The sequence below is a fragment of the Zunongwangia sp. SCSIO 43204 genome, from assembly GCF_019904275.1.
GTDB classification, from domain to species: Bacteria; Bacteroidota; Bacteroidia; order Flavobacteriales; family Flavobacteriaceae; genus Zunongwangia; species Zunongwangia mangrovi.
Map to the genome: position 1 here is coordinate 3,315,783 of NZ_CP063204.1, position 24,042 is coordinate 3,339,824.

At 35.4% G+C, this 24,042-nt stretch carries 23 protein-coding genes; 14 read left to right on the plus strand and 9 right to left on the minus strand.

Annotated elements, in window-relative coordinates:
- Nucleotides 1-12 precede the first annotated feature (12 nt).
- From ppk1 to INR75_RS14750, 3 genes are all read left to right on the plus strand, one after another.
- Nucleotides 13-2,061 carry a polyphosphate kinase 1 gene (gene ppk1, locus INR75_RS14740; RefSeq protein WP_223089371.1) on the plus strand — a complete coding sequence of 683 codons (2,049 nt, stop codon included), beginning with the start codon at nt 13-15 and terminating at the stop codon, nt 2,059-2,061.
- The gene (locus INR75_RS14745) at nt 2,058-2,909 is read left to right on the plus strand and encodes a substrate-binding domain-containing protein (RefSeq protein ID WP_223089372.1); all 852 of its coding nucleotides are present in this window, start codon (nt 2,058-2,060) and stop codon (nt 2,907-2,909) included. The genes ppk1 and INR75_RS14745 overlap by 4 nt, the downstream gene beginning before the upstream one ends.
- Before the next feature lie 158 nt (nt 2,910-3,067).
- Nucleotides 3,068-3,334, plus strand: a complete 267-nt coding sequence (locus INR75_RS14750; RefSeq protein WP_223089373.1) for a hypothetical protein — start codon at nt 3,068-3,070, stop codon at nt 3,332-3,334.
- 58 nt (nt 3,335-3,392) lie between these two features.
- Here INR75_RS14750 and INR75_RS14755 read toward each other — a convergent pair whose 3' ends face one another.
- Nucleotides 3,393-4,058 carry a uracil-DNA glycosylase gene (locus INR75_RS14755; RefSeq protein WP_223089374.1) on the minus strand — a complete coding sequence of 222 codons (666 nt, stop codon included), beginning with the start codon at nt 4,056-4,058 and terminating at the stop codon, nt 3,393-3,395.
- A 169-nt stretch (nt 4,059-4,227) separates the two neighbouring features.
- Here INR75_RS14755 and INR75_RS14760 point away from each other — a divergent pair, with 169 nt between their 5' ends.
- The 3 genes from INR75_RS14760 to INR75_RS14770 are packed head-to-tail and all read left to right on the plus strand — an operon-like array spanning nt 4,228 to nt 7,406.
- Entirely contained in the window at nt 4,228-6,414 is a 2,187-nt protein-coding gene (locus INR75_RS14760) for a DNA mismatch repair protein MutS (protein ID WP_223089375.1), read from the plus strand.
- Complete coding sequence (locus INR75_RS14765; protein WP_092540905.1) at nt 6,414-6,827, plus strand: thiol-disulfide oxidoreductase DCC family protein; 414 nt, start codon at nt 6,414-6,416, stop codon at nt 6,825-6,827. The genes INR75_RS14760 and INR75_RS14765 overlap by 1 nt, the downstream gene beginning before the upstream one ends.
- A gap of 54 nt (nt 6,828-6,881) precedes the next feature.
- Nucleotides 6,882-7,406, plus strand: coding sequence for a hypothetical protein (locus INR75_RS14770; protein ID WP_223089376.1), 525 nt, complete (start codon nt 6,882-6,884; stop codon nt 7,404-7,406).
- A 62-nt stretch (nt 7,407-7,468) separates the two neighbouring features.
- Here the strand turns inward: INR75_RS14770 and INR75_RS14775 are convergent, their stop codons facing one another.
- On the minus strand, nt 7,469-8,782 hold the full coding sequence (locus INR75_RS14775) for a dicarboxylate/amino acid:cation symporter (protein WP_092540909.1): 1,314 nt from the start codon (nt 8,780-8,782) through the stop codon (nt 7,469-7,471).
- Nucleotides 8,783-8,806: 24 nt separating this feature from the next.
- On the minus strand, nt 8,807-9,871 hold the full coding sequence (aroC, locus tag INR75_RS14780) for a chorismate synthase (protein ID WP_223091950.1): 1,065 nt from the start codon (nt 9,869-9,871) through the stop codon (nt 8,807-8,809).
- A gap of 278 nt (nt 9,872-10,149) precedes the next feature.
- On the opposite strand from aroC, the gene INR75_RS14785 reads away from it, so the two are divergent.
- The 6 genes from INR75_RS14785 to INR75_RS14810 all read left to right on the plus strand — a co-directional run bounded on the left by INR75_RS14785 (nt 10,150) and on the right by INR75_RS14810 (nt 15,350).
- Entirely contained in the window at nt 10,150-10,449 is a 300-nt protein-coding gene (locus INR75_RS14785; RefSeq protein ID WP_223089377.1) for a hypothetical protein, read from the plus strand.
- Nucleotides 10,415-11,365 (plus strand): FAD:protein FMN transferase, encoded by a 951-nt coding sequence (locus INR75_RS14790; RefSeq protein ID WP_223089378.1) that lies wholly within the window; start codon nt 10,415-10,417, stop codon nt 11,363-11,365. The genes INR75_RS14785 and INR75_RS14790 overlap by 35 nt, the downstream gene beginning before the upstream one ends.
- Nucleotides 11,362-12,615 (plus strand): electron transport complex subunit RsxC, encoded by a 1,254-nt coding sequence (rsxC, locus tag INR75_RS14795; protein WP_223089379.1) that lies wholly within the window; start codon nt 11,362-11,364, stop codon nt 12,613-12,615. The genes INR75_RS14790 and rsxC overlap by 4 nt, the downstream gene beginning before the upstream one ends.
- The gene (locus tag INR75_RS14800) at nt 12,605-13,696 is read left to right on the plus strand and encodes an RnfABCDGE type electron transport complex subunit D (protein ID WP_223089380.1); all 1,092 of its coding nucleotides are present in this window, start codon (nt 12,605-12,607) and stop codon (nt 13,694-13,696) included. The genes rsxC and INR75_RS14800 overlap by 11 nt, the downstream gene beginning before the upstream one ends.
- 2 nt (nt 13,697-13,698) lie before the next feature.
- Nucleotides 13,699-14,349, plus strand: a complete 651-nt coding sequence (locus INR75_RS14805) for a nitroreductase (RefSeq protein ID WP_223089381.1) — start codon at nt 13,699-13,701, stop codon at nt 14,347-14,349.
- A gap of 185 nt (nt 14,350-14,534) precedes the next feature.
- The gene (locus INR75_RS14810) at nt 14,535-15,350 is read left to right on the plus strand and encodes a UDP-2,3-diacylglucosamine diphosphatase (RefSeq protein ID WP_223089382.1); all 816 of its coding nucleotides are present in this window, start codon (nt 14,535-14,537) and stop codon (nt 15,348-15,350) included.
- 8 nt (nt 15,351-15,358) lie between these two features.
- On the opposite strand, the gene INR75_RS14815 is transcribed toward INR75_RS14810, so the two are convergent.
- Nucleotides 15,359-16,570: a proline dehydrogenase family protein gene (locus tag INR75_RS14815; RefSeq protein ID WP_223089383.1), complete on the minus strand. Its 1,212-nt coding sequence runs from the start codon at nt 16,568-16,570 to the stop codon at nt 15,359-15,361.
- A gap of 96 nt (nt 16,571-16,666) precedes the next feature.
- On the opposite strand from INR75_RS14815, the gene aroB reads away from it, so the two are divergent.
- Together aroB and INR75_RS14825 are read left to right on the plus strand one after the other, a co-directional pair.
- Complete coding sequence (gene aroB / locus INR75_RS14820) at nt 16,667-17,731, plus strand: 3-dehydroquinate synthase (protein ID WP_223089384.1); 1,065 nt, start codon at nt 16,667-16,669, stop codon at nt 17,729-17,731.
- A 95-nt stretch (nt 17,732-17,826) separates the two neighbouring features.
- Nucleotides 17,827-18,123 (plus strand): hypothetical protein, encoded by a 297-nt coding sequence (locus INR75_RS14825; protein ID WP_223089385.1) that lies wholly within the window; start codon nt 17,827-17,829, stop codon nt 18,121-18,123.
- Between the two features lie 58 nt (nt 18,124-18,181).
- Here INR75_RS14825 and INR75_RS14830 read toward each other — a convergent pair whose 3' ends face one another.
- From INR75_RS14830 to INR75_RS14850, 5 genes are all read right to left on the minus strand, one after another.
- The gene (locus INR75_RS14830; protein WP_092540931.1) at nt 18,182-18,730 is read right to left on the minus strand and encodes a type 1 glutamine amidotransferase domain-containing protein; all 549 of its coding nucleotides are present in this window, start codon (nt 18,728-18,730) and stop codon (nt 18,182-18,184) included.
- Nucleotides 18,731-19,285: 555 nt separating this feature from the next.
- Nucleotides 19,286-20,305, minus strand: a complete 1,020-nt coding sequence (locus INR75_RS14835; protein ID WP_223089386.1) for a YihY/virulence factor BrkB family protein — start codon at nt 20,303-20,305, stop codon at nt 19,286-19,288.
- On the minus strand, nt 20,302-20,742 hold the full coding sequence (locus tag INR75_RS14840) for a DinB family protein (RefSeq protein ID WP_223089387.1): 441 nt from the start codon (nt 20,740-20,742) through the stop codon (nt 20,302-20,304). Before INR75_RS14840 ends, INR75_RS14835 begins: the two co-directional genes overlap by 4 nt.
- Nucleotides 20,743-20,825: 83 nt before the next feature.
- Nucleotides 20,826-23,408: a phosphoenolpyruvate carboxylase gene (locus INR75_RS14845; RefSeq protein WP_223089388.1), complete on the minus strand. Its 2,583-nt coding sequence runs from the start codon at nt 23,406-23,408 to the stop codon at nt 20,826-20,828.
- A 92-nt stretch (nt 23,409-23,500) separates the two neighbouring features.
- The gene (locus INR75_RS14850; protein ID WP_013072138.1) at nt 23,501-23,980 is read right to left on the minus strand and encodes an Lrp/AsnC family transcriptional regulator; all 480 of its coding nucleotides are present in this window, start codon (nt 23,978-23,980) and stop codon (nt 23,501-23,503) included.
- Nucleotides 23,981-24,042: the final 62 nt, after the last annotated feature.

Genomic DNA, 24,042 nt, shown 5'->3' on the forward strand with positions numbered 1-24,042 from the left:
AGTGAACTAAAAATGCAACAACCTACCGAAGATCGATTTAGACATCGGGACCTTAATTGGCTATATTTTAATGAAAGAGTTTTACAGGAAGCAGAAGATAAATTAAATCCACTTTTTGAGCGTATAAAATTTCTCGGCATATTTTCATCGAATTTGGACGAGTATTTTAGAGTTCGCGTTTCACAACTTCGACAAATGAAACGTGTCGAAAAAAGTATTCGAAAAAAGCTTGCTTTAAAACCAAACCGACTTACCAAGCAAATCTTAAAAGAGGTAAAAGAACAACAAGACCGTTTTGGCGATATTTACACCAAACAAATTTTACCAGAACTAGCAGCGAATGATATTCATCTTGTAGATTCTGAACATTTTACCAAAAAACAACAAGAATTTGCTAATTCTTATTTTATTGATTGTGTTAAGGAACATCTTGACATTAAAAAAGTTGATATTAGTAAAGAATCCGATCTTTTCCTGGATAACGCGATGCTTTATTTTCTTATCACTTTTGAAAATGAAAATGAATTAGGTGTTGTAAACATTCCGGTAGATCAGTGTGGCCGTTTTGTATATTTTGAACACGGAAAAAATATGCTTACTTACCTGGATGAAATTGTAAGAAGCGAGTTACCCTGTTTATTTTCTGAAGATAAGATCACTGGTATTTATGAGGTAAAACTAAGTCGAGATGCCGAACTTTATATCGAAGATCAGTATGAAGGTGTTCTTGCTGAAAAGATTTACGATAGCTTAAAACAACGAACAGACGGACAGCCTACTCGATTACTTTACGATGCTGAAATGCCTAAAGAAGTTCAGAAAAAAGTAAGACATTTACTTAATCTGGGTAAAATCGATATGATGCCCGGTGGGAAATATCATAATTTCAAAGACTTTTTATCCTTAAAAGATCCAACTAATAACCCAGATCTTCATTTTGAGGAATTACCGCCTTTAGCCCACAAAACATTAGAAAATGCTACCAACTTATTTGAAACCATAAAAGAAAAAGATCAATTAGTTCATTTCCCTTATATGTCTTTTAAATATGTTGAGCAGTTTTTAGATGCTGCGGTAAAGGACGAAGATGTAACACAAATCAAAATTTCGTTATATCGTGTTGCTGATAATTCACCGCTAACCAGTAGCTTACTGGAAGCTTTAGAAAAAGGTAAAAAAGTAACTGTTTTTGTAGAAGCAAAGGCTCGTTTTGATGAAGAAAATAATATCATCTGGGGACGAAAGTTTGAAGAAAAGGGCGCTAATGTAATTTATAGCTATCCTAAGATCAAAGTTCATTCAAAGATCATGATGATCTCCAGGAAGGAAGGTAATGATCTTGTAAATTATTCGTACATAGGTACCGGTAACTTCAATACCGAAACGTCTAAGATCTATTGCGACCACGCACTTTTTACTGCTAATCACGATCTTACAAAAGAAATGGCGAGGCTTTTTATGGTGTTAGAAGGTGAGCTTATTGTTCCTCGAGAAAAACACCTGCTAATTTCTCCATTTTCAACCAGGCAAAAATTCACGACACTTATTTATAATGAGATCGAAAATGCCCGAATGGGAAAGAAGGCTAAAATTACTGCTAAAATGAATAGTTTAGAAGATTATGAAATTATCGATCTTCTTTACAAAGCCAGTGAAGCCGGTGTAGAAATTCGACTTTTAGTGCGAGGTTTCACATGTTTGATCCCAGGAATTGAAGGTTTAAGCAAAAATATTTATATTACGAGTATTGTTGATCGTTATTTAGAACACGGCAGAATTTATCTTTTTGAAAACGGCGGAGAAGAACTAATGTTCTTTGGAAGTGCAGATTGGATGAACAGAAACCTAGATCGAAGGATCGAAGTGGTTACGCCAATTTATGATGAAGATGTTTTTAGCGAATTAAAAGATATTCTTGAAATTCAGTTGAGTGATAATGTGAAGGCCAGAATTCAGGATGCCGGCGAGACTAACCAATACGTAGAAGCTAAAAAATCGGCTAAGCTTAATCGGTCGCAATATTCAATTTATGACTACCTTAAACAAAAACATAAAATATGAAAACTCTCAAAGTAGGCGGAGTCCCCGAACACTTCAACCTTCCATGGCACTTATGTATTGAAAACGACGAATTTAAAAACGAAGATATAAATGTGATCTGGAAGGATTTTCCAGATGGCACCGGTGCGATGACAAGGGCCTTAAGAAGTGGCGAAATAGATGTTGCCGTTTTACTTACCGAGGGAGCTGTAAAAGATATTATTTCTGGAAACGAAGCTAAAATTGTGCAATCTTATATTGGTTCTTCACTAATTTGGGGAATTCATGTAGATGCTAATTCAGAATATCAAAACATTCAGGATCTTGAAGGCAAAAAAGTAGCCATTAGCCGTGTGGGATCTGGTTCTCAATTAATGGCTTATGTAAATGCCCAAAATCAGGGTTGGGATCCTTCAAGCTTAGAATTTGAAATTGTTGGAGATATAAATGGTGCAATTGAAGCTTTAAAAGAAGGACGAGCCGATTATTTTATGTGGGAACACTTTACTACAAAACCACTTGTAGATAATAAAACCTTTCGCCGAGTAGCCGACTGCCCTACTCCGTGGCCATGTTTTGTGATCGCTGTTAAAAATAAAGTACTCAAATTCGATTATGCCGATGTTCGAAAAATGACCGATATCGTAAATAAAAAATCTTCTGAAATTTTAAATATTCCTGGCATCGATAAGGTTTTTGCTGAACGCTACAAACAAAAGATCGAAGATATCAGAAAATGGATGGAAATTACGAGTTGGAGTCAGCATCAAATTTCTGAAGAAGACCTGGAAGAAGTTCAGCAGCAATTATTAAAACTAGATCTTATCTCTAATACTATCGATAGTTCCTGTATTTTGTATAATTTGTAGATATTCTCTTTAGATTTCACTTCAGCAAATCTTAAATGATAAGATCAATTTTCAAATCTAGTATTGCAATTCTTGTTCTAATTTCTTGTAAAGAATATAAAAATGAGAATTCAGATTCCGGATCATATTCGTTCAACAAGGGAAAAAGTGGGGTGGAAATGAAAATTCTCAGCGGGCATAATTATCTTATTTACGACACCCCAATTAAGACGAATTTTGAATGGACAAATATCGATCCCAAAACAAGTTCTATCATTGGTATGGGTATAAGAATACTTGAAACCAAAAATGGAGTTACTAAAACAGAAATAAATGTACCTGAAAATATTCTAAAGTCTGATACTGTTTCTATTAAAGTCAATTTCAAGATTAATGGAGAAAATACAAGAACAGAATTTCATGTTCCCATAAAAACTAAAAGATAGATAAATTTCTTTTTTAATTTTTCTCTAAAATCTAAATTCTTAGATATAACTTCTAAGATCACCAAATAATAGTTTTTTTACCGTTAGCTTCTAAATATTCATTAGCTTTTGTAAAATGTTTGTTTCCAAACCAATATCCACGATTTGCGCTTAAAGGAGAAGGATGTCCGCTGGTTAAAATTAGATGTTTTGAGGCATCAATTTTTTTAGCTTTTTTCTTGGCGTAACCGCCCCAAAGCATAAAAACAACATTTTCTTTTTCTGCGGAAACAATTTCTATTACGCGATCTGTAAATTGCTCCCATCCTTTGCCCTGGTGCGATCCTGCCTGATGCGCTCTTACGGTTAGCGTAGCATTAAGCAGTAAAACACCCTGATCTGCCCAACGCTCTAAATTACCTGTTTGTGGAATTGGGCTACCGGTATCGGTTTGTATTTCTTTAAAAATGTTCATCAAAGAAGGTGGATGGGGAATACCGTCGTTTACCGAAAATGATAGTCCGTTTGCCTGCCCCGGACCATGATATGGATCCTGCCCTAAGATCACCACTCGGGTATCTTCAAAGCTAGAATGATCAAAAGCTGCAAAGATATGTTTGCCTTTTGGATACACATTAAAGTTTGAATATTCATTTTTAACAAATTCTACGAGATTTTTAAAATAATCTTTCTCAAATTCGGTATCTAAATGCGTTTTCCAGCCTTCGTTAATATTTACGTTCATTATAATTTTAAGTAAATTTGCAGTGTTTCAAAAGTAGGAAAATTTAAATAAGCTTTGGAACAAAGCAAAAGCAATAAGAAAGAAAAAACACAAATTATAATTTCAATAAGTCGGTTTTAAAAAGCAATCGATCAAAGTTGAAAATTAAACCCTCTATGAGGGATTGTTTATGATAAAGATTACAGAAAAAAGCCTTGCAGATTTAGAATTCCCGGTAGTTAGAGAGCAGATAAGCGAATTATGTGTAACAGACCCGGGGAAAGCTAAAGCATTAGAAATTAAGCCATTTAAAACCTATAAAAAAACCTATTTTGGATTACATCAGACTAATGAATATGTAAGTTCCAAACTACAGGAAACGCCAATCCCAAATCATGGTTTCGATCAAATAAATAATGAGCTCAAATTATTGAATATTGAAGAAACTATTTTAGAGGTTTCAGGTTTTCGAAAAATCGCTACACTTTCTGAAACGGTAAATACGCATCTTCGCTATTTTCATAAATTTCAGCAAATTTATCCAAACCTGCATCAAACAGTTTCAGAGGTTGAATATACCACAGTTCTTATCGATCAGGTAAATAAAATCGTAGATCGTTTTGGCGATATTAAAGATGATGCCTCTCCCCTTTTACAAAGTCTGCGGCGTAAGATCAATTCAGTAAAAGGACAAATTAACGGAAGTTTTAATAGTGCTTTAAGCACCTATTCCTCTTATGGATATTTAGATGACATTAGAGAAAGTGTTGTAGAAAATGTACGAGTTTTAGCGGTAAAAGCCATGTACCGTCGTAAGGTGAAGGGCGGAATTATGGGAAGCTCCAAAACGGGAAGTATTGTTTTTATTCAGCCAGAATCAACTTTTCAATATACGCGAGAACTTAATAATCTTCAGTATGAAGAAAAAGAGGAAGTAAACCGAATTTTAAAAGAGCTCACCGAATTTGTTCGACCATTTAGGGAGCTTTTAATTCAGTATCAAAAATTACTTACCAAAATCGATGTTATTGCTGCAAAGGCAAAATATGCCGAGAAGATCGACGGAATATTACCAACGATCACGGCAGATCAGGAACTTCAGTTAAAAGAAGCTTATCATCCTTTATTATTGATCAGCAATAACAAAAAAGGAAACAAAACCTATCCACAGGATATCGATCTAAGTAAAGATAATCGCATTGTAGTAATTTCAGGGCCCAACGCCGGTGGTAAAAGTATCACGCTTAAAACGGTTGGCTTGTTGCAGTTAATGCTGCAAAGCGGAATTTTAATTCCGGTTCACGAATTTAGTCGGGTTTCGTTCTTCAATAGGATTTTAACCGATATTGGTGATAATCAATCGATCGAAAATCACTTAAGTACCTATTCATATCGTTTAAAAAATATGAATTATTTTCTGCGGAAGTGTGACGATAAAACTCTCTTTTTAATTGACGAATTTGGTACCGGTAGTGATCCTGAACTTGGTGGTGCTTTGGCTGAAACTTTTCTTGAAGTTTTTTACGAAAAAGAAAGCTTTGGAATCTTAACCACACACTACGCTAACCTGAAAAAATTAGCCAGCGAATTGCCCAATATGAGCAATGCAAATATGCTTTTTGATTCCAGAAGTTTAGAACCTATGTTTAAGCTTCGTGTGGGTGAAGCCGGAAGTTCCTTTACTTTTGAAGTTGCTCAGAAAAACGGAATTCCGTATAGCCTAATCAATCGTTCTAAGAAAAAGGTAGAGCGTGGTAAAATTCGTTTTGACAGAAGTATTGCCAAACTTCAGCAAGAGCGCAGTAAACTTCAAAAAACAACCGATTCTTTAAAACAAAAAGAGCAAAAGGCTGCAGTACAAAAGGATAAGCTGGAAGAAACCAATGCACGTATTCAGCAGAAATTAGAAGATTACCAGGAGCTTTTTGATACCAATCAGCGAATGATCTATTTGGGACAAAAAGTAAATGATATCAGTGAAAAATTCTTTGCCAACAATAACAAAAAAGAGCTTATTGGTGAGTTTTTGAAGATGGTTGCAATAGAAAATTCTAAGCGAAAAAAACAAAACGCAAAACAGCGAAAAGCGGAAAAAGCACGCGAGGAAAAAATAAAGGCTGAAGCCGAAAAGAAAGTTGAAGTAATTCGACAAAAGAAAAAAGAAGAGAAAAAGAAAGAAGAGATCGAGGCTAAAAAAGAAGCAAACAAGCCAAAAGCTACGGTAAAACTTGGTGATCGTGTTCGTCTTGAAGACAGCCGTAGTGTTGGAACCTTAGACAAGATCGAAAAAGGAAAAGCAACGGTTAATTATGGAATGTTTACCACACAGGTGGATATAGAAAAATTAGAATTGGTGCAAGCCATGAAAAAATCTTAATGAATATCCCTAAAAATAAGAAAATTATACTTTTTGATGGTGTTTGCAATCTATGCAATGATGCCGTAATATTCATTATAAAACATGATAAAAACGACCAATTTCGCTTTGCATCTTTACAAAGTGATCTTGGTCGTCAACTTCTTGAAGAGCGAAATATCGATCCTAATTATTTAGATTCGATCATTCTAATTGAACCCGGTATTGCCTGGTATGAAAAGTCTGATGCAGCCCTAGAAATTTCAAAGGATCTAAGTGGTTTTTATCAAGGTCTAAAAATCTTCAAAATTCTTCCAAAAGGATTTCGAGATGCCGTTTATAATGGCATTGCAAACAACCGCTATAAATGGTTTGGTAAAAAAGAGAGTTGTATGATCCCAACACCAGAGCTTAAAGCAAAATTTTTGGATTGAATTTTCTAGAATTATACGATTTTATATCTTACCGTTCTAAAAATAATATAGTCTATGGAGCCTCACTGGCATTGTGAACTTTGCGAACATCAGGATGTAAATTTAAAAGAAGGGAATATTTGTGGCTTAACCGGAAACAAGCCTAATTTTACTAATACTTGTCACAAAATAGAATTTGGAGAAAGAAGAAAGGAGAAAATTGTAGATACTAACGCAAAATTTCAGAAAGTACTTAAAAATGAATGGTGGGTATATAGCTATTTCGTTCTATTTAATATTTTCGCTATTGCATTATTCTATTTAGATTATTTATTCCTGGACTACTTAAAACATTTTTTCCTAATGGCTTATGCTGTTCCCATTTTCATTGCAGCAATAGCAATAACATTGTTAGGAATGGGTTGGGGAGCTTTAAATAATTACCGAAACAATCTAAGCATTGCTAAAGCCAATAAAAACGAAGCTGATTTGGCACTTTCAGCTTACAACATAGATTATAAGCTGAAGTTAGATTTCCTCAAATCTTTTCATGGTGACCCAAAAGTAAAAAGTGATCTACAGTTTTATTATAAAGAATAAGTATTTCGAGGTCTATTTAGTCGAAATAAATATTTAATCAAAATCAACTGATATTCGCAAATCTATTTTTTGTGAGTTTTAGCATATTCGTCATCCCACTCTTTTACGTTTGGCGGCCCCATCATATCTACAGATTTTGCAACCATAACAGATACAGCTGCATCTCCGGTAACATTCACCGTTGTTCTACACATGTCCAATGGTCGATCTACTGCAAAGATCAAAGCTAAACCTGCTTCAGGAATACCGGCTTGTGCTAATACAATAACCAACATCACCATTCCTGCTCCCGGTACCGCTGCAGATCCTATAGAAGCTAGAGTTGCCGTAGCGATAATACCTAATTGCGCACCAATACTAAGATCGATCCCAAAAGCCTGGGCAATAAATACAGCAGCGACAGCCTGATACAAACTCGTTCCATCCATGTTAATGGTCGCTCCAATAGGTAATACAAAACTGGTAACTTCTTTATGAACCCCCATATGTTCTTCTACACGCTCCATAGTTACAGGTAAGGTTGCCGCACTAGAACTTGTTGAGAATGCTAAAAGCTGTGCCGGAGCAATCCCATTGATAAAAAATGAAGGTTTGTTTTTAGTAAAGATCCAAACCAATAAAATATATACACCAATCATTAATGCTAAACCAACTAACACAGTTAGCGCATACATTGCTAAAGCCGCAAAAAGATCTGTGCTTGGTGATTCAACTACCAAAGCAGCAAGTAGCGCAAAAACTCCGTAAGGCGCAAAAAGCATGATCAAATCGATCAATTTCAGGATCACTTCATTAAAGCCATCAAAGAAATCTTTTACAGGTTTCGCAGTTTTTTCATCAATTAAGATCAAACCAATTCCGAAGAAAATAGCAAAGAAAATTACCTGAAGCATATTCCCATTATCACTGGCAGCTGCAAAAATATTACTCGGCACCAAATCTTCTAAAGCTTGTAAAGGTCCGGCTTCACGTTGTTTTGCAGCATTAGCCTGTACACCAACGGCATCACCTTCGTAACTGGTTATTAATTCCTGGCGCGTATCTTCACCAATTGTTCCGCCGGGATTAATTAGGTTAACCATAATTAACCCAATCGTTACCGCGATAATGGTCGTGGTAACATAGATCCCGATGGTACGGAATCCCATTTTAGATAATTTCGAAATATCTTTTAGATCAGAGATTCCTTTAATCAACGAAGCTAAAATTAGCGGAACTGCAATAAGCTTAAGCGAATTAATAAAAATGTTTCCAAAAGGTTTTATCCAGTCACTCACAAAATCGGCTCCCCAGCTAAAATTGGTCATGATAAGGGCAAAAACAACTCCGGCAAACATTCCTAATAAAATCTGCCAATGCAGTGCTAATTTCTTCATAGTGTGGTTTTCTGTATTGTTTTATTAAAGTTTAGATGATTTATTCTGAAGCGAAAAATCGGCAAACGTAAGTGCTGCCATAGCTTCGACGATAGGTACGGCTCTGGGAACAACACAAGGATCGTGGCGACCTTTCCCCTTCATTTCTACCATATCACCATCTTTATTAATAGTATCTTGTTTTTGCATTATTGTCGCAACAGGCTTAAAAGCCACGTTGAAGTAAATATCCATACCGTTTGAAATTCCTCCCTGGATACCGCCACTCAAATTGGTTTTTGTAGAACCGTCTTCGTTAAAAAGATCGTTGTGCTCGCTACCTTTCATTTTGGTTCCTTCAAAACCGCTACCGTATTCAAAACCTTTAACGGCATTTATTGATAGCATGGCTTTACCTAATTCGGCATGTAATTTATCAAAAACTGGTTCTCCCAATCCTTTTGGTACGTTGCTAATCACACATCTTACGGTTCCACCAACAGTATCTCCTTCAGATCTTATTTGCTTGATAAAAGCTTCCATTTCTTCAGCTTTGGCTTTATCTGGACATCGTACAGGATTTGTTTCGATCAAAGAAAAATCGACTTCATAATGTGGTTTATCTAAAGAGATCTTACCTACAGAATCTACATAAGCAGTGATCTTAATATCTTTTAGAAGTTGTTTTGCAATGGCGCCTGCCACTACTCTACTTGCCGTTTCTCTTGCAGAGCTACGACCACCACCACGATAGTCTCTTACACCATACTTTTCATCATAGGTATAATCGGCATGACTTGGGCGATACGTGTCTTTTATATGAGAATAATCTTTAGATTTTTGGTTTGCGTTGTGAATTACAAAACCAATTGGTGTACCAGTGGTCTTTCCTTCAAAAATACCCGAGTAGAATTCTACCGTATCTGGTTCTTTACGCTGCGTTACAATGGCAGACTGGCCAGGTTTTCTTCGGTTTAATTCTTCCTGAATTGCTTCAAAGTCTAATTCTAATCCTGCCGGGCATCCATCGATGACTCCACCAATTGCCGGCCCGTGTGATTCACCAAAAGTGGTGAGTTTAAAAATTTTTCCGAAGGAATTTCCTGCCATTAGTACGATTTTGAACAAATGTAATTTTTTAGCCTATAATTTAAAAATTCATTTTAGTAAAACATTTGCATTTCTACGAGAAAATAGATTTCACCAGCTTTTGCGGTTAATTCTGCTTTAAAAATATTCAGTTTTAAACATAAATATTTAGCAAATCACTAATAATCACATTTTAGGATTTTGAACTTATAAAAAGTGAGCTTAAAGAGCGTTAAACAAGAAAAACCAACAATTCACTCTTTTATTATTGCTTATTTTTGAAGCAAATAAATTGCTGAATGAAATTGATAAAACAGGCAGGCTTATATCTTTTAGGCGCCGGACTTTTAATTTTTGGAAACCGGAAAACCCTGGATGGGATTCTGGTTTCACTCGATCCACCGGAAGAAAAGGATCATAAAAAGTTTGATGAAGACTTTGAAACGCAAAAAATTACCCGAAATAAAGAAAATAAACTGGCGAACGAAAATATTTATTTTCAAACCATTCATATCGATGAAAGAGATATTAACGCCACTCCAACCCGCAAAACAAGTATAGAAAGTGATAACGCAGAAACCGCTTCCGCAAGTCAGTAAACCATACAAAGCGCAAACCCGGTTCCTGTTTTATTGCCATATAAAAATTAAACTTCCGGTAGTTTGCCACGACTTTTATTTTGATGAACTTTTTGCTGAATTAGAGCGAATCGATCGAAAATATAATTCATATTCAGAAGATTCCTACATCTCGAAAATCAATAAAAACGCCGGTCATTTTACTGAAGTTGATGAGTTTACTATTGAATTACTCCAACAAGTAAAACAACTTTCCGGTTATTTTCAAGGTGCTTACGACATTACGTCGATGCCACTTTTAAAACTTTGGGGTTTACACGGGAATAAAGTAAATAAAATCCCGAGTTTAACTGAAATTGAAGCTGCGCAACAGTTGGTGAATTACCAAAATATTCAGATTGAAGGAAATCGGGTTAAAATTGAAAACGGACAAGAAATTAACACCGGTTCTTTTTTAAAAGCTTACGCGATCGATCTGGTTTTAGAGAAACTGAAAAACGATGGCATCACCGATGCGATGATCAATGCCGGCGGAAGTACCATCGTTGGAAAAAATGATACCGAGCATCCAAATTGGAAAGTAAATGTTCCTGATATCGCTGAAAATACCGACTTATTTCAACTTAAATTGAAGAATAATTGCTTTTCTACTTCAGCGAGAAATACACACTCCAACATCATTGAAGGAAATGAGTTTGGACATATTATCAACGCCGTGACCGGTTATCCTTCGAAAACTGTTCAGGTAGGGATTCTTACAGATTCTTGTTTTTTAGGCGATGTCTTGGCTACCGGACTTTTCGCAATTCCTTCCAATCATTTTTTGGTGACTTTGCATAAAATTCAGCAGGATTTTAAGGTTGAAGGCTTTCTAATTAACGAACAGGGCGGAATTATTTCTTCGGAAAACTTTCCGGTAAAGATCGATCGCCTATGATGCATATTCCGTCGTTAAAATATAAAACCAAAAAACAGCCGATTACTGAATTAAAAGAAGCTGCAGTTTATCGAATTCCGCTGCAATCGTATCGATCAACTTTGCAACCGCTTGTAAAAATTGGCGATCAAATTTTACAATATCAGGTTTTGGCTGAAGATATAAAACAGCAATTCGCGGCAAAGATTCATTCGCCGGTTTCAGGAAAAGTTATTGCGATCGATGAACTTTATATCAGTTTAGAAAACGATTTTCAGCAACAAAAAATCACTACTGAAATTATCGAATCTCAGCAATTAGATTTAGTGCGTTTTGTTCAGGTTTTAAAAGACTTCGGAATTGCAGGAATTGGTGGCGCAGAATTCCCGACCAATATTAAATATAAGGTTGAAGAAAGTAAAATTAAATCACTTTTAATCAACGGGATAGAATGCGAACCTTATTTAACTTCAGATTACGCTGTGATGCGTCACGAAACTGAAAAATTATTAGAAACCATTGCAGTTTTAAATCAAATTTTTCAACCTGAAGAGATCATTATCGGGATTGAAAAACAACATAAAGAACTCAAAAAATATTTCGAAAAAAGCTTCAAAAATCATCCAAACTTAGCCATTAGAATTCATTTGTTACCCAATGAATATCCGCAAGGTGGCGAACTTCAATTTATAAAAAGTGTTACCCATAAAGAAATTCCAAAGGGAAGCATCCCGGCGAATTATGGATATTTGGTAAGCAACGTGGGGACAATTTTAGCGATTTACGAAGCTCTTTTTAACGGAATCCCAACTACTGAACGTGTAATTACAATTTCAGGAAATGCAATAAACACCATCGGAAATTACCGCGTTAAAATTGGAACTCCTATTCGGCATATTTTAGAAGAATTAAATATCGATGCTGAAGATGTCGATATCGTTTTGGGCGGACCAATGATGGGAAAAGAAGTTGCAGATCTGGATAGCCCGATTAAAAAAGGTTCTGGCGGACTTCTACTATTCAAAAAGCAACAAAAATCTATCGAAAATTGCATTGAATGCGGGTATTGCGTAGATGTTTGTCCGCAGCACTTAATGCCAATGCAGTTTGTAAAAGGTCATCAAGAAGATCAAAATTTGTTGAGTCAATTCAAGTTAGATCATTGTATCGAGTGTGGCGCGTGCGAATATATTTGCCCCAGTAATTTACCGCTGATGCAAAGCATTGTATTGGGAAAAGTAGAACTTCAAAAAATGATGTATGCAAAATAAGCGCTTCTCCCCTTTTGTAAGTTCTAAAAATAGCATCGGCAAAGTAATGCTCGATGTGATTATCGCGTTGTTACCACTTTGTGCGTTTGCATTTTATACCTATCGCATCTGGTTTTTAATCGTTTTAGGTTCCGCTTTGGGTGGCGCTATTTTAACCGAAATTCTGTTTTCCGGTATCTTTTTAAAGAAATGGAAAGGAATTTTAGACGGTTCAGCCATTATCACAGTGTTGCTGCTTGTATTTACGATTTCACCTTTAACGCCGTGGTATGTGGCCGCTTTTGGTGGTTCTTGCGCTATTTTATTTGGGAAAATCCTTTGGGGCGGCGTTGGTAAAAATAAATTTAATCCGGCTTTGGTTGGTCGCGAATTTATGACCGTGTTTTTTCCGCTGGTGATGAGTTCAGGAGATATTTGGTCGACAAAACGTATTCGGTATGTTTATGAAGTTGAATGGTTTAATTTTATTCCAAATGCAAATTGGGCCGAATTCTTGAATGAATTATTCTTTGTTCCTACCGGAGCTTTAGGCGAATATTCAGCAGTATTTTTATTGTTAGGCGGAATTTATTTGATCTTTAGAAGAAGAATTTCGTGGCATATTCCGGTATTTCTATTAGTGAGCTTCCTTTCATTTCTATGGATCTTTGAAGATCAAAACCTCAATTACAGTTTAGGCGGAATCTTACTCGGCGCAATTTTTATGGCTACCGATATGCCATCGAGCCCATCTTCTCCCTCCGGAAAATCTTATTACGGATTAATGATTGGTTTGGTTGCCGGGCTTTGCATTCAGTTTGGTGCTGGGTTCGAATATATGTCGTACTCCATTTTAATTCTGAATGGATTTTCAACAAAAATCAATCAGGTGTTTATGCCAAGAACCTGGGGAACAAAAATCGATTGGCCTAAAAAAATAGAGGAAGTATTTTTACTCACGCTCTCAGTACTCACCGTCACTTTTGCAGTGCTAAGCCTGCATTACTACGGTTACATTCCGTATCTCATTTACGTTTATATTATTTATATCATTTTCAAGTTTAATTTTTCATTCAGTAAAAAACTGCATCAACCCATATAATTATGAAGAAGATCTTTCTTATCGCGATTAGTGCATTAAGTTTAATTGCCTGTGAGCAAAAGGCAGAAACGCCCGAAGTGTTAAATTTAGAAGGAAAAACGGCCGTGATCGATAATATGCTTTCGCGAAGAAGTATCCGAAAATATACCGATGAGCAAGTTGCTAAAGAACAGCTCGACACGATTATGAAATGTGCGATCTATGCGCCAAGTGCGTTGAATAAACAACCCTGGGAGATTCGTGTGATTCAGAATCAGGAGATTTTAAATGAAATTAACCAGCGTTTTTTAAATTATGCTGAAGGAAAAGAATTTAAAGGAAGTGCGGCACATTATCGCGAACCCGGATTTAGTATTTTTCACGGAGCGCCAACCGTAATCGTGATGGCCAGAGATAAAAGCAGTAACATTAGTTATATGGACTGCGGAATTGCGCTTCAGAATATTTTACTGAGCTCGAAAGCAATGGGATTGGGCACTTGTCCGCTAGGAACTTTGGTTTCGGTTATGAATTTGGAAGAAAATTCAGATCTATTAGAATTGATCAATATTCCTGAAGGTTACGAAGTAGCGATCAATATCGCCTTAGGTTACCCAGCAGAAAATCCTGAAGCTCCAGAAAGATATTCAGATAAAGTGAAAATTATCGAGTAGGTTTCAGTAGATAGTGTTCAGTTGGCAGTAGGCAGTATTCAGTTCGCAGTTTAAAAAGTTATCTATTATCTAATTTCTAGATTCTAGACTCTATTAAATGAATAACAATAAATTGAAGATTGCTTAAAATCAGCTTAATATGATTTTTTGAAAATCAACTTTTCTTTGCAAAAAAGAAGACTGTATTGGGAAGAAAGCGAAAACTTGATTTGTTAGTGATTTCAGATGTTCATTTAGGAACTTTTGGATGTCACGCGAAAGAATTGTTGCTATATCTTGATAGCGTAGCGCCAAAAAAGTTAATCCTTAATGGAGATTTTATAGACATCTGGCAGTTTAGAAAACGTTACTTCCCAAAATCTCACCTGGAAGTCATCAAGAAAATTATCGATCTAAGCACTAGTGGCACTGAAGTGATTTACATTACAGGAAATCACGACGAGATGCTTAGAAAGTTTAGCGAGACCTTTATGGGGTCTTTCTCAATCGTAGATAAGCTGGTTTTAGAACTCGACGGTAAAAAAGCATGGTTTTTTCACGGTGATGTATTTGATGTTTCTATACAAAATGCCAAGTGGATCGCTAAACTTGGTGGTTGGGGCTATGATTTTTTAATTCTTCTAAACCGATTTTTAAACTGGTGTTTGGTGAGAATTGGCCGAAAAAAATATTCACTATCCAAAAAGATTAAAAGCAAAGTAAAAAGCGCAATAAAATTTATAGACGATTTCGAAAAGACCGCTACAGATCTTGCCATAGAAAATGGCTATAAATATGTGGTTTGCGGGCATATTCATCAGCCAAGAATCGTGAGAAAAACCAACAAAAAAGGAACTTGTCTTTATTTAAATTCTGGCGATTGGATCGAAAATCTAACCGCCTTAGAATATAATGACAAGCGTTGGGAGTTAATTCGTTTTCCTGAACTGGATATTAAACAAATTAACGAACCACAATTGCTTACGGCAATCACGGTTTTAAAACGCAGTAAATCGAAGTGAGAGTTGAATTAAAAACTTTCCTTCTCTTGGCGATCGTGTCTTGTTTCATGACCTTTTCTACGTCTACGCTCTTCTAACAATAAAGAAAGCTCACGCCCTGTTTGCCCTTTTACAGAAGAGTTTTCCTGCGCCCTTCTCATTAAATAAGGAACCACATCTTTTACAGGTCCAAACGGTACGAGTTTAGCCGAATTATAACCTTTTTTCGCCAGGTTATAGCTAAGATGATCACTCATCCCGAATAATTGACTAAACCAGATATGAGGATGATTAATCGGATAATCTTTATCCTCGATAATTTGTAGCGCTAAATAATTACTCACCTCGTTATGTGTACCAATATATACTGAAATATCTTGCAAGTTACCTAGGCAATAAGACATCACACTATTAAAATTCACATCTGTAGCTTCTTTGCTTTCGCAAATTGGCGAAGGATATCCCAGTTTTTTAGCTCGTTCGTTTTCTTTTTCCATGTAGGCACCACGAACGATCTTCGCTCCTATTTTAAAACCTTCAGCTTTACCCTTTTCGTGAAGATCTTTTAAGTATTCGATACGATCCCAACGATAACACTGTAGAGTATTAAATATAAGCGCTTCTTCTTTATTGTAGCTGCGCATCATATCTTCCATTAGATCATCTGCTGCTGTTTGCATCCAGCTTTCTTCTCCATCTGCATACAATCTAACCTTAAGCTCGTAAGCTTTCTTACAAAGTCGCTCTACTCGATTTTTGATGTTTTCCCACTCTTTTTTTTCATCGTCGGTTAAACTAACCTTAGCAGTCATTTTTTCCCAAATCTCGAATCTTCCAACTCCGGTGGGCTTAAAAACAGCAAAAGGAAGCTCTTTTTCTTCGCTGGCAAACTTAATAAGTTGTAGTTTTTTTTCTACTGCGGCATCAAACTGCTCTTCGGTCTCTTTGCCTTCAACAGAATAGTCCAAAATACTATGTAATTTGGCCTCAAACATGGTTTTTATGGTCGGTTTACAATCTTCCATTGTTTCACCACCGGCAAACTGTTCAAAAATCGTCTTTTTAATAAGACCTTCTACAGGTAAATTTAATTTTAAAGACATTTTGGTAAGTGCAATACCAGATTTTACTAAAGTTGGCCTTCCCATCATACTAAACAGAAAAATTGCTCTATCTAGTTCTGAATCTGATTTTAATCTAAAAGCCGTTTTGGTATTGTTAAATATCTTTTTTCTAATCATGGGATATAGTTAATTAAGGCAAATATAATTATTGAATATTGATTTCGATTTAATTATTTCTCCTTATTTTCGACACTGTTTAAAAGATCCAAAATCATGGCAAATACGGCAAAAGGAACCGTTTATTACAAAGAAGAAGCATATCAAAAAATTAATGAATATCTAAGAGAAAACAATCATTCTAAGGTATTTATTTTAGTAGACAGCAATACTCACGAGCTTTGCCTGCCTGCTTTTTTACCAAAAATAGAAACCGAAACGGCTATCGAGATCATAGAGATCGAAGCTGGCGAGCCTTTTAAGAACCTGGACACCTGTATGGGAGTTTGGCAGGCAATGTCTGATCTTGAAGGAGATCGTAAAAGCCTTATGATTAATCTTGGTGGCGGTGTAGTGACCGATCTTGGTGGTTTTGTGGCTTCAACTTTTAAACGAGGAATCAATTATATAAACGTGCCCACTACTCTACTTTCTATGGTAGATGCTTCAGTTGGTGGAAAAACCGGTGTAGATCTTGGGAATCTTAAAAACCAGATAGGTGTAATTTCCAATGCTGAAATGGTGATCGTAGATTCAGACTATCTGGCGACACTTCCTTCCGAAGAAATGAGAAGTGGTTTAGCTGAAATTTTGAAACATGGTCTTATTGCAGATGAAGCATACTGGCACAAAGTTGGACAGCTAAGTGAGCTTACACTAAGTGATCTTGATGATATTATACGTGTTTCCGTAGATATTAAAGCTGAAGTAGTTACTGAAGATCCTTTTGAAAACGGATTGCGAAAAACATTGAATTATGGCCACACATTAGGCCACGCGGTAGAATCTTATTGCCTAGCGCATACCGAAAAGAAAACCTTATTACACGGTGAGGCCGTCGCTTTGGGAATTATTTTGGCTACTTACCTTTCAAAGGAACTAAAGGATTTCCCTACAGAAAAACTTGATGATATCACGAAGCGAATTGTCGAACTTTATGGAAAAGTAGATTTTACTCGAGAAGATATCGATGCTATTATCGATCTAATGAAGTATGATAAGAAAAATGAAGCCGGAAAGATCAATTTTGTCCTTCTAAAAGATATTGGTGAGACAGAAATTGATTGTCAGGTTCCAAATGATCTAATATTTGATGCCTTTGAATTTTATAAAAACGCCTGATTATTATAAATTTATTATTCCATTAAAAATTTACCCCAGGCCTCTAAGATTTTATATTTTTATTTATAATTGCAAAAAAAAATCAACCTTAGAAAATGAAAAGAGTAATTGTTGACTTTAAGAAATTAACACCGGAGATATTAAGCCTTCTGGTTGAAAAATACCCTGATGGCTACGATGACGACCACATCATCTCCTTTATGAATGCGAAGGGAGAAACGGTTGATGCGGTTGAAGTAAAAACTGAAGATGCTATTTATCTTGTAAAAGTTAGTACTCGTTTAGAAAATACAATGGCTAATTTTGACGAAGACGATTATGATGATGACGACTTTAACGAGCCAATCGTAGATATTCCTGAAAAAGACAACGAAGAAGAGGACGAGGATTAAAACATAAAAAAAGGGAGCTTAAGCTCCCTTTTTCATTATTCCAAATTTCATTAAAGAATTATGCATGCTGATAATCGTGCTTTCCTTCTTTAATTTCTTCGATTAATTTATCATTAAACGCTGGTAGATCGTCTGGTGTTCTACTGGTTACAAATCCTTCGTCTACAACTACTTCTCTATCTACCCAAAGTGCACCTGCATTTTCAAGGTCTTTTTTAATTGCCGGGTAGGATGTCATCGTTCTTCCTTCAACAACTTCTGCGTTTATCAAAGACTGTGGTCCATGACAAATAGCTGCTACGATCTTACTCTGTTTAAAGAAATCTCTTATAAAAACCAAGGCATCTTCGTTAGTACGTAAGTTATCTGGATTTAAAACTCCACCAGGTAATACCAAAGCATTGTAATCTTTAGCAGTAACTTCGCTAACAAGTTTATCAACTTTAATATCTTTTCCCCAGTTATCTACATCCCAGCTTTTTATAGTTCCAGACTTGATACTTACAACATCTGCAGTAAAACCTGCTTTTTCTATCGCTTCTTTTGGAGAGGTTAACTCACTCTCTTCAAATCCGTCTGTCGCTAAAATTGCTACTCTCTTATCCATAATTTTTCTTTTTTTGGTTCAATTTCAAATTTAAAAACTAAGCATAGAAGACTGTATTAAAGACCTTTTAAAATTGCGATGATTGCAAGTTAATAAGCGTTAAACTTTAATATTCTTAACGCTTATTAAGAAAAGCAGGTTTCTTTTGACATTTATTTAAAAATAGAACGATGATCGAAATTAAACTATACTAAAGGTTTACCAAGTTATTTCATCAGTTTCAGGATTTACTTTTTTGCTTAAAAGTTAATTTCCAACGAATGCTTTTCGCGATTACCCCGAGCCCCGAATTACTTTACTTTTCATATTATCCCAACTTATAATAATGCGAGAAAGTTCTTCTAAATTTTCTTTAGAAAATATGATGATTTCACTTATTTATATTCCTGAAGATATTCTGAAAAAACAGTATTCCCTTCAAAATTGCTGTAATCTGAAATCAAACTATTTGCCCTGACAAAACAACGAGTGATTTCATTAAGAGACTTTACTAGTAATTAAATTTAGCAATTGCCGATTTAGATTACCAAATTGTAAGATATTGGGATAAAATTTTTAAGAACTTTTATTTTTATCAGACTTCTTAGCAAAGCGAAGGTTTTCTTTAAGTTTATCTATAATTCTTTTCTCTTCTTTTATTTGAACTTTCTTCTTTTCGAGCTTTTCCATTTCCTGGTAAATAGCAGGCTCACCGTTTTTACCCATCTGAATTTTTTCATTTTTAACCAGGGCGTACTGTACGGTAAATTCAGCTCCATAAAATAAGATCATACAGGCGTAATATACCCAAAGTAGAATTAAAACCACACTCGAAGCACCACCATAGACCGAAGTTGGCTCACTGGCACCAAAATAAAAGCTTATTAGGTATTCACCAATTAAAAATAAAAGAGTAGTTAGACTTGCTCCCCAAAAAGTAGTTTTCCATTTAATCTTTATGTCTGGAAGAATTTTGAAGATCGACATAAATAAACTGGTGATCACTAAAAATGAAATAGCAAAATTAGCAATATCTAGCATCGCACCGGTAACATTTGGTGCTATAAAATGAATTCTGTCTTTTACCACATTTAGCAAAGCTGAAATAACTAAGGAAACAAGTAATAAAAGTCCAACAACAAGGATCATCCCAAAAGATATTGCTCGGTCTAAAAGAACTCCCCAAAAATCATTACGCTTTTCAGCCACATTCCAAATATTATTCATCGCAAGTTTCAGCTGAACAAATACACCTGTAGCACCAAATAATAACATTCCAACACCAAAAATGATCGCGAATGTAGAATCTTGAGAAAGCCAGGCGTTAGAGATCATTTTTTCTATCGCATCTGCTGTACCGCTACCAATAAATCTAGTGATTTCTTTAGTAATTCTACCTTGTACAGCGTCTCTTCCGAAGAAATAACCTGCAATACTAACTACGATGATCAATAATGATGGTAAAGAAAATAGCGTATAATAAGCAATAGTAGCACTACGGGAATAAGGTTCATTTTTATTCCAACTATTAAAAGCTTTAACCAGAAGTTTGAAGAAAGCTTTTGTAGATCTTATATATTTAGGGGTATTGCTCAAATGCTATATCGCTCTTGTAAAATTTTTAAATGATGTTTGGTATGCCCAATAATTATAAAGCCAATTGCTCTAGGTGTTGCTGAAGATCCGTTCATTTGTCCAACCTGCTTCAACATATCTTCTGTAAAGGAATCGAATAAAAATGAAGTCGATTTTCTTACAATTTCGAATTCATTTTTCAACCTTTTTAAGCTTCGATTTTCAGCTCTGCTAAAAGTTACGTAAGCATCATGATCAAATCCATGTAAAGCTTGTGATTCTCTTCTTGCCAGGCTTAAGGCTCTATACTGAAAAATTCTTTCCACATCGATCAAATGCTGAAAAACTTCAGCTATCGTCCACTTATCTTCTGCATATTTATAGCCTAACTGGGATTCTTCTAATCGCTCTAAGATTTTTGAAACTTCTTTCAGGTTCTCTAAAAATAATGTCCCCAAAGAACTCTCTTTGGGGACACTTTTGATATAATTTTCATAGAACGGATATATTCTGAAGCATTCAACTGCTCTACCGTCATAATCTATGCTGAATTTCTACTTGCGTTAATGTTACCATATAAAGATCTGGTCACCATTTTTTCGTATTCATCTAAACGATCTGTATCGTTACCGTCTTGTAACTGCTGTACCATTCTTAACGCGTGTTGCTGAATAGTAAGTAAAGGCAATACAATTCGCTCTCTAGCCTGAATAGAAGCTCTCATCGCTGGTTCATTTTCCATAAGTTCTTTATATCCTGTTACCTTAAGTAACATTTCTTTAGAACGGATGTACTCGGCATGAATAAGTTCCCAAAATTCACCAAACTCTTCATCATCTTTCATGTAAGAAGTTAGTTCGAAGAAAGATTTGGTTAAACTCATCATACTATTTTCCAACAGCGTTTTAAAGAATATCGAATTATTATAAAGTTGCTTTACTTTATCAAACTCACCGTTATCCTCATACTTTTTCAACGCAGTTCCCACACCAAAGAATCCAGGAACATTTTGTTTTAACTGGCTCCAACTTCCTACGAAAGGAATAGCTCGCAAATTATCTAAATTTAAAGCCTTATTATTTCTTTTTGAAGGACGGCTACCAATATTGGTCTTAGCATAATACTTTAGCGTGCTCATTTTTTCCAAATACGGAATAAATCTTGGATGCGCTTTAAAATCCATATAAGTATTATAACTAGACTCGGCAAGATCTACCATCGTAGCGCGATCTTCTTCAGATAAGTTATTTTTACCCTCGTTAAAGATCTCGTTAGAAACACCGGCACTAATCAACTGCTCCAGGTTATACTGGCAACTATCTTGAGTTCCGAAATTACTACTAATCGTTTGTCCCTGTACGGTTAATTGTATTTCTTCGTTTTCGATAGCTGAACCTAAAGAAGCATAGAACTGGTGAGTTTTACCACCTCCACGAGCTGGTGGTCCTCCACGTCCATCAAAGAATGTTACTTTAATATCGTATTCTCTAGATATCTCTGTTAATTCCTGCTTAGCTTTATAAATACTCCAGTTGGCCATTAAATAACCACCATCTTTAGTACCATCACTAAAACCAAGCATTATGGTTTGCTTATTTCCTCTTCTCTCTAAATGCTCACGATATACAGGATTACTGTATAAGATTTTCATCACGTTAGGAGAAGCTTTTAAATCTGGTACTGTTTCAAATAAAGGAATGATGTCTACAGTAGGCTCGTCCCAACCGCATAATCTTAAGAATGCAAAAGGTTCTAAGATACTTTGAGGAACTTCACTGTGACTAATTATATATCGATTGGCTCCTTTTTCACCATTACTCTTCTGGATTTCCTTCATAGCGTGAATAGAAGAAATGGTTGCTTTACCCATTCCGTCTTCACTATCAAATTCATCTGCAGAAAGGTTTCCTTTCACTTTGGTAAGGATTTCAATTTGCTCCTCATCTGAAAGTTCAGGATAATTTTTAGGAATTAAATTATCACCTCTTTTCTCACAAACTTCAATGATTTCTGAAAGTACTTCTTCATGAACACCGCTATCCTGACGAATATCTAAGGTTGCTAAATGATAACCAAATAGGTTTACCTTATTCAATAGATCATCTACTTCATCAAAGAATAGAGACTGATGCTCATCAATTAATACTTCTCTGATGGAGTGTAGCTTACTCTTTAGTTCTTCAAGTGATAGTTTAACGCTTCCGCCTTCAGATACTGCACCTTCGTAAAGTGCTCTTTCGATCTCCTCGATCGTTTCATTAACGCCTTCAAAAGTTAATCTTCTTTTTAGTTTACGAGCATCACGATAATAGCAAAATAAAATGGTGCTCTTAAGTCTCTTAGCAACCTGTAAAGTAATATTTGTAGTTACAAAAGGATTTCCGTCTCTATCTCCTCCTGGCCAAAAGCCTAATTCTATGATCTCGTTACCAACGCTCTCTCCATCAAACATGTTTTGTTGGATATAGCTATATATCTTACTAACACTTTGGTAAAATACATTTTCGAAATACCAAATAAGACTTACCGCTTCATCAAAAGGTGTTGGTTTCTCTTTTTTAAAGAAAGGTGTTTTACCTAATTGAGATAAAAGCTGTTTGATTTTAACCAAATCATCATTTTGGATAGCTTTATCCAGATCTGTGATAATTCCCAGTACAGCTCCTGGATAAAATTGTGTTGGATGCGCAGTTAAAGTAGGTCGTACTTTAAATCTGCTTAAATATTCTTTAATTCTTTCCGTCTGATTTTGAGACTCAGATTCCTCTTTCATATTTCTTAGCGTTCCAATCCCATCCATATTATTTACGATTGGAAAAGCCGCATCCTCAATAGCATCAAATAATACTACCTGTCTTTCTATATATTGTATGAACCTAAACAAAAGATCATTCATTTCTTTTTCTGAAGGATCGTCCAGATATTTTTTGAAAAAAGCCTCTACAATTTCAGAGGGATTTTTCTTTTGTTTAAATCCTTCCTCGCAAACTTCCTGAAACAATGGCAATAAAGAACCAGTTTTCCGGATGTCATTAAAAGGTAGGGTTAGAAAAAGACTGTTATAAATTTGATACTTAGAAAGAACATTCTCGTTAAAACGCTCTAACTTAGGTTCTCTGTGCATAATTTTTTGTGTTTAGTTGTTTTAAAATTATAAAAAAACCCTTCAAACAAAAGAGCCTAAAGGGTTTTTAATAAAAGTTTAATATTCTATCCTTACAGCTCTTTAAAAATAGAATGCATTAAACGTTTCTTATCGTTAATGCTTTCTTCTAAAGAGATCATAGTTTCTGTACGGTAAACTCCTTCAATATCATCCAATTGGAAGATAATTTCTTTAGCATGCTGTGTATTACGAGCTCTCACTTTACAGAAAACATTAAATTTTCCGGTGGTTACGTGAGCAACAGTAACAAAAGGGATTTCATTAATTCTTTCTAAAACAAATTTGGTTTGTGAAGTGTTTTTAAGGAAAACACCTACGTAAGCGATAAACGCATACCCAAGTTTTTGATAATCTAGCGTTAAAGAAGAACCTATTATGATTCCCGCTTCTTCCATTTTCTTTACACGAACGTGAACTGTACCGGCAGAGATCAAAAGCTTCTTAGCGATATCTGTAAACGGAGTTCTAGTATTCTCGATAAGCATGTCGAGAATCTGGTGATCTGTTTCGTCTAATTTAAATTTGGCCATTTTCTTAACTTCTTTTTATTATATGAAGTTCAAAAATAATACAAAAACTTTGAAGTATTTAT